Annotated in this window: 16 protein-coding genes; 11 read left to right on the top strand and 5 right to left on the bottom strand. The window is 38.6% G+C overall.

What is annotated here, in order from left to right; genetic code table 11:
* Positions 1-177: 177 nt before the first annotated feature.
* Positions 178-1110 carry a DMT family transporter gene (locus LC091_RS08305; protein ID WP_264179262.1) on the bottom strand — a complete coding sequence of 311 codons (933 nt, stop codon included), beginning with the start codon at positions 1108-1110 and terminating at the stop codon, positions 178-180.
* 313 nt (positions 1111-1423) lie between these two features.
* Between LC091_RS08305 and LC091_RS08300 the strand changes: the two genes are divergently transcribed.
* The 5 genes from LC091_RS08300 (at position 1424) to msrB (ending at position 5473) form a co-directional block, all read left to right on the top strand.
* The gene (locus LC091_RS08300; protein ID WP_226681694.1) at positions 1424-1912 is read left to right on the top strand and encodes an Lrp/AsnC family transcriptional regulator; all 489 of its coding nucleotides are present in this window, start codon (positions 1424-1426) and stop codon (positions 1910-1912) included.
* Between the two features lie 173 nt (positions 1913-2085).
* Positions 2086-2598, top strand: a complete 513-nt coding sequence (locus LC091_RS08295) for a DM13 domain-containing protein (protein ID WP_226681558.1) — start codon at positions 2086-2088, stop codon at positions 2596-2598.
* A gap of 2 nt (positions 2599-2600) precedes the next feature.
* Complete coding sequence (locus tag LC091_RS08290) at positions 2601-3308, top strand: response regulator transcription factor (RefSeq protein ID WP_226681557.1); 708 nt, start codon at positions 2601-2603, stop codon at positions 3306-3308.
* Positions 3298-4371 carry a sensor histidine kinase gene (locus LC091_RS08285; RefSeq protein WP_226681556.1) on the top strand — a complete coding sequence of 358 codons (1074 nt, stop codon included), beginning with the start codon at positions 3298-3300 and terminating at the stop codon, positions 4369-4371. The genes LC091_RS08290 and LC091_RS08285 overlap by 11 nt, the downstream gene beginning before the upstream one ends.
* A complete protein-coding gene (msrB, locus tag LC091_RS08280) occupies positions 4343-5473 on the top strand; it encodes a peptide-methionine (R)-S-oxide reductase MsrB (RefSeq protein WP_226681555.1) in 1131 nt (376 codons plus the stop codon). Before LC091_RS08285 ends, msrB begins: the two co-directional genes overlap by 29 nt.
* A gap of 48 nt (positions 5474-5521) precedes the next feature.
* On the opposite strand, the gene LC091_RS08275 is transcribed toward msrB, so the two are convergent.
* Together LC091_RS08275 and LC091_RS08270 are read right to left on the bottom strand one after the other, a co-directional pair.
* Positions 5522-5863 (bottom strand): hypothetical protein, encoded by a 342-nt coding sequence (locus LC091_RS08275; protein WP_226681554.1) that lies wholly within the window; start codon positions 5861-5863, stop codon positions 5522-5524.
* 271 nt (positions 5864-6134) lie between these two features.
* Positions 6135-6671, bottom strand: coding sequence for a YhcN/YlaJ family sporulation lipoprotein (locus tag LC091_RS08270; RefSeq protein WP_226681553.1), 537 nt, complete (start codon positions 6669-6671; stop codon positions 6135-6137).
* A 131-nt stretch (positions 6672-6802) separates the two neighbouring features.
* Here LC091_RS08270 and LC091_RS08265 point away from each other — a divergent pair, with 131 nt between their 5' ends.
* Positions 6803-7696 carry an alpha/beta hydrolase gene (locus tag LC091_RS08265; RefSeq protein WP_226681552.1) on the top strand — a complete coding sequence of 298 codons (894 nt, stop codon included), beginning with the start codon at positions 6803-6805 and terminating at the stop codon, positions 7694-7696.
* Positions 7697-7723: 27 nt separating this feature from the next.
* Positions 7724-7915, top strand: coding sequence for a DUF2187 family protein (locus LC091_RS08260; protein ID WP_226681551.1), 192 nt, complete (start codon positions 7724-7726; stop codon positions 7913-7915).
* Between the two features lie 44 nt (positions 7916-7959).
* Here the strand turns inward: LC091_RS08260 and LC091_RS08255 are convergent, their stop codons facing one another.
* Positions 7960-8547, bottom strand: coding sequence for a cell wall hydrolase (locus LC091_RS08255; protein WP_226681550.1), 588 nt, complete (start codon positions 8545-8547; stop codon positions 7960-7962).
* Between the two features lie 211 nt (positions 8548-8758).
* Between LC091_RS08255 and LC091_RS08250 the strand changes: the two genes are divergently transcribed.
* The gene (locus tag LC091_RS08250; protein WP_226681549.1) at positions 8759-9229 is read left to right on the top strand and encodes a hypothetical protein; all 471 of its coding nucleotides are present in this window, start codon (positions 8759-8761) and stop codon (positions 9227-9229) included.
* Between the two features lie 25 nt (positions 9230-9254).
* Here LC091_RS08250 and LC091_RS08245 read toward each other — a convergent pair whose 3' ends face one another.
* Complete coding sequence (locus tag LC091_RS08245) at positions 9255-9956, bottom strand: class I SAM-dependent methyltransferase (RefSeq protein WP_226681548.1); 702 nt, start codon at positions 9954-9956, stop codon at positions 9255-9257.
* 101 nt (positions 9957-10057) lie between these two features.
* On the opposite strand from LC091_RS08245, the gene LC091_RS08240 reads away from it, so the two are divergent.
* The 3 genes from LC091_RS08240 to LC091_RS08230 all read left to right on the top strand — a co-directional run bounded on the left by LC091_RS08240 (position 10058) and on the right by LC091_RS08230 (position 13101).
* A complete protein-coding gene (locus tag LC091_RS08240) occupies positions 10058-10261 on the top strand; it encodes a DUF6501 family protein (RefSeq protein ID WP_148989994.1) in 204 nt (67 codons plus the stop codon).
* Positions 10262-10368: 107 nt separating this feature from the next.
* Positions 10369-11481 (top strand): PQQ-dependent sugar dehydrogenase, encoded by a 1113-nt coding sequence (locus tag LC091_RS08235; protein WP_226681547.1) that lies wholly within the window; start codon positions 10369-10371, stop codon positions 11479-11481.
* Positions 11482-11673: 192 nt separating this feature from the next.
* Positions 11674-13101, top strand: a complete 1428-nt coding sequence (locus LC091_RS08230) for a phospholipase D family protein (protein WP_226681546.1) — start codon at positions 11674-11676, stop codon at positions 13099-13101.
* The last annotated feature ends 29 nt before the right edge of the window (positions 13102-13130 follow it).

Below are 13130 nucleotides of genomic sequence, written 5' to 3'. Positions count from 1 at the left end.
AAATATCCTTGTGAGTTAGCAAGCGTCTTATTAGTGATAACATTATGAGATTATATGTGATATTTGTCTGTTTGCACCGCACAATTAACCCCGTTACTAAAAGCTTAGATTGTATTTTATATAAAAAATGCCCGTCTCTTAAGTAAATGATCAGACAGGCACTGTTATGTAATTCTTTTAATGGCTTTGTTTTACCGACTCACTAGGTAAGAAGGGATTGGGTGTGCTTTTGAGTATTTTAACGGGTTTGTCTTTTAGAACTGTAAATAAAAAGCAGCCTGCAATAACAATGCCACTGCCCACAGCTTGAATAAATGTCATTTTCTCTCCTAGAAAAGTAAAAGCTAGAACGGCTGTAAAAACGGGATTGAAATTCAAGAACAATCCTGAAGTATTTGGTCCCAGTTTATTTACTCCGATATTCCAAAGGACCATACACAGGACGGTTGAGACTAGGCCAGTATACAAAATGGCTTGAACAAATGAAGTATCTATGTTCGTTACCTTGAAGCTTGAGATGTTAAATGGAAGCAGGACAATAAGTCCGAATATTCCGGAGTAAAGAATCGACATCATCGGACTGACAGTGGCCATCGCCCATTTGCTACAGACCGAATAAATTCCCCACATGCCTACAGCTATCATCATATAGAGGTCGCCCACATTAAATTCCATCATAAATAACAGTTCATAGTTCCCCTTTGAAAGGACAAGCATAACTCCAAATAATGAGACGAACATGGAAAGGAACTGAAGTGAATTCATTTTTTCTTTTAGAAAAAAGAAGGAGAAAGCAGCAATTGAAAACATATTTAAGGTCGAGATTAACCCAACATTCGTGGCAGATGTTTTTTCTAGGGCCATGAATTGCAGTGCCTGAAATAGGGCTACACCCGTTACGCCCATTAAAAACAGGGGCAGGAGGGCTTCTTTTGATGGGAAAAGCTTTTTTTCTTTTCGCCAAACAAGTGGGACCAGACAAATAATCGCAATCCCCCATCTTATAATGGTCAAGGTTCCAGGGGAAGCATGATCCACAAGTGTTTTACCCACTATAAAATTACCGCCCCAAAGAAAGCTGGTTAATAGCAATATAGAATAATATTTCAAATCTTTTAGCCCCTTTTCTTTTATATAGGCTGTTTTAAAGCTTATTGGTTGTTATTGCACCCCTGTTGACTTCAGTGCAAAACAATAGACCAGTTTAACAGAGCTTCTTTATATTAAGAAATAAGAGCCATTGTGCACAATGACAGTATCTATATGAAATATCTTATCATTTCCCTTCAAAAACAAAAGAACATTTTGTATAATTAAATAAAATCAAAATAAATGAAAGAAAAATAGATTGTTAGTTTAAATAATTCATTTTATGATCATGCTTTTGTGTGTTGTTGGAATAATTGAAAAGGTGGAATTAATTGTGGAATCGATTGTAAGCAAAGTTTTGGACAATGTGGATATTAAAATCTTGGATTTACTGCAAAATGATGCTCAGCTAAGCAATCTGGAGCTTTCAAAACGGGTCAATTTATCGGCACCAGCTGTACATGCAAGAATCAAGCGATTAGAGGCGGAAGGATACATAAAAAAGCAGGTCGCCATTTTAAGTCATGAAAAGCTGGGCTTTGATCTATTGTGCTTTGTGTTTATGAGCACCAATCTGCATCTGGCTGAAAAACTGGAATCTCTTGAGAAAACATTGGAATCAATGGAGGAAGTTCTGGAGTGCCATTGTTTAACAGGGGAGTACGATTATCTATTAAAGGTAGCCTGTAAGGATCGCAAGGGGCTAGAGGTGTTTATTAGAAGGTTGAATGAATTGGGAATCACCAAAATACAGACTAGTTTAGCACTAAGGGAGATTAAGGATTCGACTGTGCTACCGATACAGGAGGAGGGGCGTTTATAAAACAGGTGGGTTCCACAGAACACACCATTATTAATATCTTGAATTCTAGGAAATCCCTGTTTAAGGGGATAACACTTAAAGATCATTTAAGAATTAGTTAAGAATTTTGTAAAACTCCTCTAAACTTTATACGTTATAGTTTCTTTAAGTTATTTATTAAGGAGGAGTAAAGGATGACATGGAAAAGGATTATCTTGTTTGTGGGAGTATTAGCTTGCCTTTCGATAGGCTGGTATTTGCTTTCGCCATTATTTATTAATCAAGTAGTAAATGAAGAGGTAATTCCTTTAAGTACAGCATCCTCTAAAGGAAAGTCTGCAGATTCTCCCTATGATCAAGTAGTGCTAACAGAACAGGAACCAGAAGTAATGACTGCCTCTTTTCAAGGAGCAGACTCTCTTCATAAAGTCAGTGGTACGCTTCTTTACTATAAAGAAACAGAGGAGCCTTATCTACGATTTGAAGATTTTGAATCGACGAACGGCCCGGACCTTTACGTCTATCTGGTGAAACAGGGTCAAGATACGAAAGACGGCCTATCTCTCGGTGAACTGAAAGGGAATATTGGTAATCAAAATTATCCACTTCCAAAAGGTGTGACGCTGGAGGGTGGGGATTCCATAGTCATCTGGTGCAAACAATTTGATGTGGATTTTGGCTTTGCAACAGTAGAAAAAGGAGAGTAAACATGAGTTACAAAGTGTTGTTAGTGGACGATGATGAGAACATTCTTGATGTATGTACACGGTACCTCAAGCTAGAAGGATATGATATCACTATTGCCAAGAATGGGGAGGAAGCACTGAAGCTTTTTCATAAGGTAGCTCCCCATGTAGTGGTACTCGATGTCATGATGCCCATCAAAAATGGCTGGGATACCGGGGAAGCGATGCGTCATGAACAAGACACACCGATTATCTATGTGACAGCACTTGGTCAGGAGCATGATCGGTTGTACGGATTATCACTTGGCGCTGATGACTACATGGTAAAACCGTTCAGCCCAAAAGAACTTGTTCTCCGGATTCAAAATATTATTCGAAGAGTTTACGGAAAAAGCGAACGGAAGGAAGAGAAAGGAAGTCTATTAAAACATCAACATCTCACACTTGATTTAGAGAAAAGACAAGTCCATGTAGCCGGTAAGGAGGTAGAGCTAACGGTGAAGGAGTTTGAACTATTAGCTCTTTTCATGCAGCATCCACAAAAGGTGTTTTCCAAGTCACAGCTCCTCGAAAAGCTCTGGGGTTATGAATATATGGGAGATGCCAATACCATCAATGTCCATGTGAGACGCTTACGTGAAAAAATGGAAGAAAACCCATCCAAGCCAGCGTTTATCCATACTGTATGGGGCATTGGCTATAAATTTGAAGGAAATCGCCATGAAGCTTAAAACCCTACTTGCCGTTACCAACGGTTTATCCATTTTACTGTTTTTACTCTTTTTAGTTATCAGCTATGTGCAAATGTTTCTTTCTAAGGAGGTCGTGCTCCTCCTCACCGTTATTACTCTGGTGGCCGGCGCTATATCCTTTCTCGCTTTTTACGTTCTTATCAACCCGCTTTTAAAGGTTGTGGATCAGGTTTCGAAGGAAGCACAAAGTATGGCAAACGGAAACCTCGAAGTAAAGATGAAGGAAGCTGGCCCAAAAGAAATAAAACAAGTCGCAAAGAACTTTAATGAAATGGCTATACAAATTAAAGAAAAAATCGAGGACATTGAACGTTCCGAGCAATTTAAGTCCGAGCTCATCGCTAATGTCTCCCATGATTTAAGGACACCGATCGCCTCTATCCGTTCTTTTACCGAAGCGTTGGAGGACAACATCTTACAAGATGAAGAAACGAAAAAAAGGTATTTATCCATCATTAAACAAGAGACCTTGCGTCTTGGAGATTTAATAGAGGAGCTACTTTATTTTTCAAAACTCGAACAGCGGAGTATACCGTATACTCCAGTGCTAACACCAGTGGACGACCTCCTTTTACAATCCCTTGGGCCATTTGAGTCCATGCTTTCTGAGCGGGGAATAGAGGTGAAAGTGGAGATGAATGAAGAAATTTCATCTGTATTGGTGATGCCGGAGAAAATCATCAGGGTTCTGAACAACCTGTTCAAAAACGCCATTACCTATTCACCTAGCAATGCCACCATTTTTATAAAGGTCACCAACGAACAGAATTCCTTACGCTTTCAGATCACAGATGAGGGTCCAGGAATTGAACAAGAAGAGCAGGAACGAATTTTTGAACGCTTTTATCGAACGGAAAAATCGAGGAATAAAGCCTATGGTGGATCAGGACTTGGCCTTGCGATCGCCAAAGAATTGATTGAGTGGCATGGCGGAACCTTAGGCGTTGTTAGTAAATGGGGGAAAGGAAGTACCTTCTGGTTTACCATTCCCTATGAAAAGGAGAGGGGAAGAGATGAAGAAGATTACCATGACCATTCTTAGTATCATCGTGGTCGCTTTGGCCATTTTCATCCTACCGAAAGTTTATGAAAGTCAGACAGAAAAATCGCTTGGTAGCAAACTTTATGAGGTTCATAACACTGGGGAGAAAGAGATTGCCATCTTTGCTGGTGGCTGCTTCTGGTGTATGGAACCACCGTTTGAAAAGATAGACGGTGTATACGAAGTTGTATCCGGCTATACAGGTGGGGATACCGAAAACCCAAGTTATGACGAGGTTTCAAGTGGCACAACTGGTCACATTGAAGCGGTAACAATAGAATACGATCCTACGATGGTAACATATGAAGAATTGCTGCAGGTATTTTGGAGGCAGATTGACCCAACGGATGATGAAGGACAGTTTGTCGATCGTGGTGAGCAATACACGTCCGCCATTTTTTATCAAAATGAGAAAGAGAAGCTTCTTGCAGAAGAATCCCTTAAGGAGGTAGAGGAAACAGGGCGTTTTGATGAGCCCATTGTCACTCCCATCCGTCCGGCAGAAACCTTCTATGTTGCAGAGGAGTACCATCAAGATTACTACCAGAAAAACAGCTTCCGCTACGAATATTACCGCAGCCGTTCAGGAAGGGATGAATTCCTCGATAAAGCATGGGGAGCGGATCGAATATACAAAGTGAAGCCGAAAGCAAAAGCCACCTCTGCCTATCCAACATACACGGATGATGAGCTACTTCAAATGCTCACACCAATTCAATATAAGGTGACACAGGAAGATGGTACAGAACCAGCTTATGATAATGAATATTGGGACCTGAAGGATGAAGGGATCTATGTGGATATCGTCTCTGGTGAACCTCTTTTTAGTTCAAACGACAAATATGACAGTGGAACAGGCTGGCCAAGCTTTACAAAGCCGCTTCTTCCTGAGAATATCGTCTTACGAGAGGATAACAGCCTGTTCATGGTACGAACAGAGGTCCGAAGCAAGCATGCCGATTCCCATCTTGGGCATGTGTTTGACGATGGACCTGAGCCGACAGGACTTCGATATTGTATGAACTCTGCAGCTCTCCGATTCATTCCTAAAGAAAACATGGAGGCGGAAGGGTACGGAGAGTTTCTATCTGAATTTGAATAAAGAAGATGGAATAGGGACATCGTGAAATCACGCTGTCCGTTTGATTGATTAATTGGAAGTAGGATTTACTGTGATCTCATTGCAACTAAGTTCAACAAACATAGGAGGCATAGTAATATTAACTTTATATTTACTGCTCGAATCTAGATTATTTTCGTTAACTGATATGTCATGAATGGTATAGGGTAATTGAGCAAATGTCCATTTTTCAGGAGGAATACCTTTTTCAAATTTAGGTGTATGTTTAATTTCTAAATTATAACACCCCTTAAAAATATAAATTCCTGATTCACATTCTAAAATCAATTCATCTGCAAAATACTTAATGTCAAAGGCTAAGACCTTTGAGTCCCAATAATGAATAGAGTCTACTAATTTTTGAATTTTCATGTAGTCACCTTAGATAGGGAATATGAGCTTCCTACTTTTATAATCAACTACTCGCCTGTATTTACTTAATGGTTGTCCGTTAAAGCTATATATGAACATGATGATAGTTAATTACTTTATCTGGCGGATGAATCTTTACTCTTGTAACATTATTATACCTGACTTCAATAAAAAAAGACTAGAAAAACCCAGAGCCATAAGGTTCTGGGTTTTTCTCAGTTAATTACAGTTATTTTTAAATTGTTTTTTCTTCTGGTTTCCTTTTCCTACATTATCTAGAAGTCGGGAATAAACGTTGCACTACTTCTGTAAACTCATCAAAGATTCCAGCGACAGGTCTGCCTTCCCTTATGTCATTCGTATAACCTTCCATACGATCGACAAATTCAGGGTTTACAGATACATACACATTACGTATACTACCGTCTGATTTGCGCACTTGATCTGCTATCTTCTTTTCCACGTCTTTTGTTAAGTCCTTTTTGCCTCCACCTTCTAATACAGCTGCCACATAGGCATTGCGGTTAGTTACGAGGACACTGCAGGATTCTACCTCTTTTAAATCAGTAATATGTTTTGTAGCTTCATCTGCCACTTCAAGTCTTGGTTCGTTTGTTTCATTCACTCTTCGAGGGTTGATGTCGCCATTTCTAACATTCCTATTGTATTGCCCCATTTTATCGTAATTGACATTTAGAGCGTCATCAGGATTGTCATTTCTTGCCGTTCCATAATCATCTACATTTCCACAACCAGTCATCACCATCGTCATGACAAGGCCAGTTACTAAATATCCTTTAATGTTCAATTCTCTACACCTCTTTCATCATATTTACCTATATGTTTCATCAAGAGGAAGGGAATTATTCGGTTTTTTGTTCGAAAATAAGGTAAGATAAGAATAACTAATCATGTTCATAGGGCGAAGAGAGGTCAACTATGGTAACATATGACAAGCAGGAGTATTTAAACTTTTATGGTCTAAATAAATGGGGATCCATACATATAAGTGAAATAATTACCCACCATCAACATGAAATATTTATTCAATCATTTTTGCCTCCAAAAAATAAGGGCATAGTCACTATTGTTCACGGGTATCTTGACCATTCAGGAGCACTTTCCAAAATCATCAATATGTTAGTTACCGATGGATATGGTGTCATTACGTTTGACTTGCCAGGTCATGGTCACTCTGGCGGGGAAAGAGGAGATATTAAGGATTTCTCTGAATACGTCCAAGTCCTCCATGCTGTCCATTCTCACATGACCCAAAAAGGAATAACTCATAAAAGTTGGTCAATAATGGGACATAGTACAGGTGCCGCCATCATTCTAACTTACATGAACGTGTATAAATGCTCATTTGATAAAGTAATTCTTGTTGCACCCTTAATTCAGCCATATTTGTGGTCATTTTCAAAGTTTGGTGTTAAACTCATTGGGGAGAAAAATATTCACTTAAAGAGGACATTTAGAAAGAACTCTTCAGACCCAGAGTATTTAGCACTTGTGGAGAAGGATCCTCTTCAATTCACGAGGTTACCTGTAAGATGGCTTCAATCTCTAGAGCGGTGGAACAGCAGTCTGTCGGAACAACTTTCTGGGAGTGAGAAAGCCCTTTTTATCATTCAGGGAAATAAAGATACGACAGTTGATTGGAGGTATAATTTAGTTTTTATTTTTAAAAAATACCCAAATTCCAAATGTGTTCTTATCGATCGAGGTAACCATCAACTTTTCAATGAAACGGCAATAATTAGGGATATAACTTTTACACATATTAAAAGATATTTATCAGCCATTGGGGATAATAAGGATAGAAGAGACTAAAGAATTAAAAAAAGGTGGAATTAGAACATGGAAGAAACAAAATCAACAAATGTTCAAGTTGGAGATACAATTCAAATTAATAAAGGATCAAAAAAAGGCAGTAAAGGCACGGTTATCGTTGTGAGAGACAGCTCGGTAATTGTTGAACTTGGTAAAAATCCAAACACTGGAGAACCAATCCGTACTGTTATCAACCATAAAAATTACAAAGCACTATAATCAAAAAAGCACCGGGCATAACCCCGGTGCTTTTTTCAATCATATTATTGTGCAAATACGTGATTACCGATTGTTTTCGTTACTTTTCTAGTTCGGATCCACTCATCACTTGTTTTGTCAGGGTTAAAGAAATAAAGGGAGTTGTTGCCATCTCCACGGAAGGCAATGGCTTCTTCTACCGCTTTTAATGCTTCTTCATCTGCTGCTTTATCAATTTGACCGTTTCCAACAGGGGAAAATTGATAAATTCCACCTGGCGTCGTTTCATACACTACTTCTTTAATCGAGTCAGGAAATTGCTCATTGTCAACACGATTTAAGACAACTGTTGCCACAGCAACTTTCCCTTCATACGGTTCACCTTTAGATTCCGCATGTACAAGACGTGCCAATAATTCCTTTTCTTCTTTTGATACTTTTTCTGGCAGTTGTAAAGCTTCTCCTGGGAAAATCAAATGGTTGTTTTTATTGTTTAATTCTTGCATTTCTTTTACGGAAACCCCGTACGTTTTACCTATATTCCAAAGCGTATCGCCTGATTGTACTTTATGTGAACCAGCTGCATGTGCATCAAACCCTGTTCCTGCAAATAATGCTACAGCTGCAGTAGAGATTGCAATAAGTTTTTTCATAAATAGAATTCCTCCTTGTGTTGTGTATAATCATCAACTCTCGGACGCTCTAGTAAACATCGTAACAAGTATATACAACTATTTCACTGTATAAATGTTGGCATGGGATGATATATATTGTAGATATTACCTACTTTTCACAATTAAGAGGATAATGTTGGAACAAAGGTGGGAAAATAAGTTCATTACGCCAAGTATAACCTAATCCAAATTGATGGGAGATGTAGATTTGCGCTATACAGCAAAGTATCCAACAGCAGTCCATAGCTTTATTTTATCCTTGATGTTGATTCAAGGAACTTATCAAATGTTGCAAGCTCATTATGGCAGGGGAATAGTACAGCTTTCTATAGGAATGATTATCTTGTTTTCTTATTTCATTCGATATGAAATAAAGATAGATGATACTAGCGTGCTCTATGACATCTTGTTTTTAGGCCACTCGTTTTATTCGAAAAAAATAGCTGCCAGTGACATTAGGAAAATAGTCTTTAAACGAGTGGGATGGTCAGCAAGAGGAGCATTCATTTATACAGATAAACTGTTCCCTATCCGACTAATAAATTTTAAACCTGATAATATGTATGATCAATTACATCTGTTCGCGAAGAAAAACGGAATTTCCATCGTATGTATAGAAGACTTTATGGATCAAAGTCAAAGTATGACAAAAGAAAGCTGAAGCATACATAAGTAGCTCCAGCTTTTTATCGTTGTGCTCGTATGATAGTTAATTCAACATGTTCCTGCGATTCATAGGTTAGCTTTTCATGTTGATGCATCACTTCAAAGTAGGTATCTTCAATTACTTCAGATGGGTTGATTTCTGGTTCAGAGGGTTCTAATTCTCCTAACGAGAATGGAGAGACTTCTACCTTTTTAAATCCATGTTGTTCAAGTGCTTCTTTCCATTCCTTATTACTGAATATTCTCGGCATATTATAGAATTGCTTCATTCTGTCTTCCAATTCACGGTGCATGGTACCTTTCTTCGTCATCTCAAACGCCAACAGAACACCTTCATCTTTCAGCAATCGAAACAACTCAGGAATTGTTTTGTTTGTGTCAGTAAAGGAAAGTACAGATTCAGAAAGGATAAAATCAAAAGTCCTATCTTTAAACTCAGTTTTTTCAATATCCATTTGTAGGGCTGTTATCCCTGCTTGATGTTCTGCAAATCGATGGTTGGCTTTTTCAATCATTAAGGGATGGTTGTCTATTGGTGTAATGTCTATATTCATAGCATGGAGGAACAAAGACGTTTGACCTGTGCCGCAACCAATTTCAAGAAGTTTCTTATCTTCAAGATTTTCTTTTAAAAGGGTAGTTTTTGTAAGCTCCAACCCTCCAGGATGAGCACCACCAATCCCAATTAAAGCCAGTAGATCCGTATACGCATTATTGCTCATACATTTTCACCTCACCTAATCATATGAGAAAACAGTTGTGTTTGTTCATTAATAAAAGATGAGGTAAAATAGGTGAGAGATAACTGTGGAGGTGCAAGGAAATGATACATAATTCTTGGGATAAAAAAGAAACGGTACAGCTCGTAAAATGTGTACATACTGACGCAAAAAAATATCTAGTAAGCAATATGCTGACTGTCGGACAAACGTACGAAGTGAAGAATGAAACGGAAGAGTTTATTTTCGTAAAAGACAACAGTGGCCATATTGGCGGATATTATAAAACTTATTTTGAAAAAGCATAAGGCAACGAAGAGACAAGGCGTAAACACGTCTTGTTTTTTTTGTATTTTCATTCGTTATTTGGATTAGACGTGAAAGATGAGGGGAAAAGAGTAGAGGGGTGACTTTTTTGAAAAATTTCATGTTAACTATTACTTTGTTATGCGTTTTTATAACAGGTTGTACACCTGTAGTAGAACCGGAAAAGAAATATAATAAAGAAGTACAGGAAACGACTACTTCACCTGACACGGAAGTGGAAAATCAACAATTTAGCGTTGGTAACAAAGAAGTAATAGCCACCAAGTTAAACGTACCATGGTCTATCACTAAATCAGGAGATACATTTTTCATTACAGAAAGAACAGGGAAGATAGTAAAAATAGATAGTTTCGGAATGACGAGGGAAAATATTCAGCTTGATAAGCCCTTATTGATTTATGGGGAGGGCGGATTGTTAGGCATGGAACTTCACCCTGACTTTCAGGAGAACGGACTCGCATTTGCCTATCATACATATGGAACGGAAGAGAAAGTAAAAAATAGGATTGTCACGTTGAAGTATGACGGAACAGAATGGAAAGAAACAGGGGTTCTCTTGGAAGATATCGATGGAGCAATTTATCACAATGGAGGACGGCTTAAAATCGGACCAGATAACAAGTTGTATGCAACAGTAGGCGATGCCAATAAACCTGAGTCGGCACAGAATAAAGAATTACTTACTGGCAGTATTCTCCGTATGAACCTGGAAGGTACTGTTCCAGAAGATAATCCGTTTCCAGGATCCTATGTTTACAGTTACGGCCATCGAAATCTCCAAGGGTTAGCATGGGACAAAGAAACTAGTGAAATGTATGCATCTGAGCATGGCCCGTCTGCATTCGATGAAATCAATATAATAAAAAAAGGCAAGAATTATGGATGGCCAACTTATACAGGAGATGACCATGCGGGAGGAGTAGAAGCGCCACTGTTTCACTCTGGGACTCAAACTTGGGCTCCATCTGGCATTGTTGTTGATAACGGACTTCTATATGCAGCAAGCTTAAGAGGGGAAATGGTGAGAGCTTTTGACATTAGTTCCAAGCAACAATCGATACTTTGGAAAGATAATGGTCGTATTAGGGACATGTGGAAGGAGGGGGATTCCATTTATTTTATCACCAATAACACTGATGGGAGAGGAAACCCTGTCCCAGAAGATGACCAGCTGATTAAATTGGAGCTAACGGTTGAATAACTAAAAAATTCTAGCTGTTGATTGTAGCAAAAGGCGAAGACTCCAGCGGGGGAGTAGCGACAATGTTGAGACCCCGCAGCGAATGCGAGGAGGCTCAAGGTCGCCCCGCGGAAAGCGAAGCCATTTGCGGAAATCAACAGCGGCTTTTACGAGAGTTAATTGGTCTTTCGCCAATCATTTAGGGGGAACAAGATGAAGAACTTTATAAAGAAAAATAAAATGCTGACTTTTATTCTTATACTTATTACTATTATCATCTTAACCAGTGTTTATCACAGTTATAAGCCTTTACCAGAAGGTGTATCATTTGAAGGAGACGTTCACTATGTTTCAGAAGTGGATTTCCTCTATGATATCACTTACGGAGAAAAGAATAATCTTGAGAAGGAACACGAGATATTTGATCGAATCTACGAAGTGATTGAAGAAGCAGAGGAATTTATCGTAATAGACATGTTTTTATTCAATGGATACCATGATGGAGAAATGGATTATCCTCCATTAAGCTCAAATCTAATGGAAAGTCTAATCTCTAAAAAGAAAGAAAACCCAGAGTTAGACATTGTATTCATAACCGATGAAATCAATACGACTTATGGATCACATGAAGCGGAGGAACTTTCAATCCTTGAGGATAATGGAATTAGAATAGTTGAGACAAATGTAAAGGTTTTACGTGATTCTAATCCGCTTTACTCAGGTGTCTGGCGAGTGTTTTTTCAATGGTTCGGCCAAGGTGGTTCAGGCTGGATTCCAAACCCGATGGCAAAAGAAGCACCGGAGACAACCGTGCGCTCCTATCTAAAACTCCTGAATATTAAAGCTAACCACCGAAAGGTAATTGCGACAGATAAAACTGCCATCATCTCGTCCGCAAATCCACATGATGCCAGCGGACTCCACTCTAATACAGCTTTTGAAGTGTCTGGAGACATCATTGGTGATATCTTAAAAACGGAACAGGCAATCCTCGATTTTTCCGGAGGAGGAACTTTACCGAAATACACCGGACAGGCAGAGGAAGGTGACATTGCAGTTCAATTGTTGACTGAAAGAAAAATATTAGATCATATTCTAGAAGAAATTAAAGAGTCCAAAGATAAGGAAGAAATTTGGGTAGGGATGTTCTATTTAGCCGAAAGAAAAATAATTGAGGAATTAATTGCCGCTGCAAATCGAGGAGTAACCGTTAATTTAATACTTGACCCTAATGAACATGCATTCGGCCAACAGAAAATTGGCCTTCCCAATCGGCCAGTTGCAGCAGAAATGGTCGAAGAAGGACAAGGTAATATCGAATTAAGATGGTACAATACACAAGGTGAGCAATACCACCCTAAAATGATTTATTTTAAGCGGGCGGAGGAATCCACCATTATCGGTGGTTCTGCAAACTTTACGAGAAGAAACCTCTATGATCTTAATTTAGAAACTGACATAAAGATAACTGCGAATAACAATGCGCAGGTTATGAAGGACATGAATGATTATTACTTGAGGTTATGGAGCAACGAGGAAGAGATGTACACATTACCATACGAAAACTATAAAGAAGATATGCCTATCGTAAAAAAAGCAATGTACCGACTACAAAAAATATTCAGATTTACAACCTACTAAAAAAAGCTGTCCATTGTGACAGCTTTTTT

The organism is Sutcliffiella horikoshii (assembly GCF_020524325.1).
Classification (GTDB): domain Bacteria; phylum Bacillota; class Bacilli; order Bacillales; family Bacillaceae_I; genus Sutcliffiella_A; species Sutcliffiella_A horikoshii_D.
The sequence above is the reverse complement of the archived record's forward strand: the minus strand, read 5'-3'. Positions and strand labels throughout refer to the sequence as shown.

What these genes read in the sequence shown, in the direction of transcription:
- LC091_RS08265 (WP_226681552.1), top strand. Translation starts at nt 6,803, where the DNA reads ATGGTAACATATGACAAGCAGGAGTATTTAAACTTTTATGGTCTAAAT.
- LC091_RS08245 (WP_226681548.1), bottom strand. Translation starts at nt 9,956, where the DNA reads ATGAGCAATAATGCGTATACGGATCTACTGGCTTTAATTGGGATTGGT.
- LC091_RS08290 (WP_226681557.1), top strand. Translation starts at nt 2,601, where the DNA reads ATGAGTTACAAAGTGTTGTTAGTGGACGATGATGAGAACATTCTTGAT.
- LC091_RS08260 (WP_226681551.1), top strand. Translation starts at nt 7,724, where the DNA reads ATGGAAGAAACAAAATCAACAAATGTTCAAGTTGGAGATACAATTCAA.
- LC091_RS08255 (WP_226681550.1), bottom strand. Translation starts at nt 8,547, where the DNA reads ATGAAAAAACTTATTGCAATCTCTACTGCAGCTGTAGCATTATTTGCA.
- LC091_RS08275 (WP_226681554.1), bottom strand. Translation starts at nt 5,863, where the DNA reads ATGAAAATTCAAAAATTAGTAGACTCTATTCATTATTGGGACTCAAAG.
- LC091_RS08240 (WP_148989994.1), top strand. Translation starts at nt 10,058, where the DNA reads ATGATACATAATTCTTGGGATAAAAAAGAAACGGTACAGCTCGTAAAA.
- LC091_RS08285 (WP_226681556.1), top strand. Translation starts at nt 3,298, where the DNA reads ATGAAGCTTAAAACCCTACTTGCCGTTACCAACGGTTTATCCATTTTA.
- LC091_RS08230 (WP_226681546.1), top strand. Translation starts at nt 11,674, where the DNA reads ATGAAGAACTTTATAAAGAAAAATAAAATGCTGACTTTTATTCTTATA.
- LC091_RS08295 (WP_226681558.1), top strand. Translation starts at nt 2,086, where the DNA reads ATGACATGGAAAAGGATTATCTTGTTTGTGGGAGTATTAGCTTGCCTT.
- msrB (WP_226681555.1), top strand. Translation starts at nt 4,343, where the DNA reads ATGAAGAAGATTACCATGACCATTCTTAGTATCATCGTGGTCGCTTTG.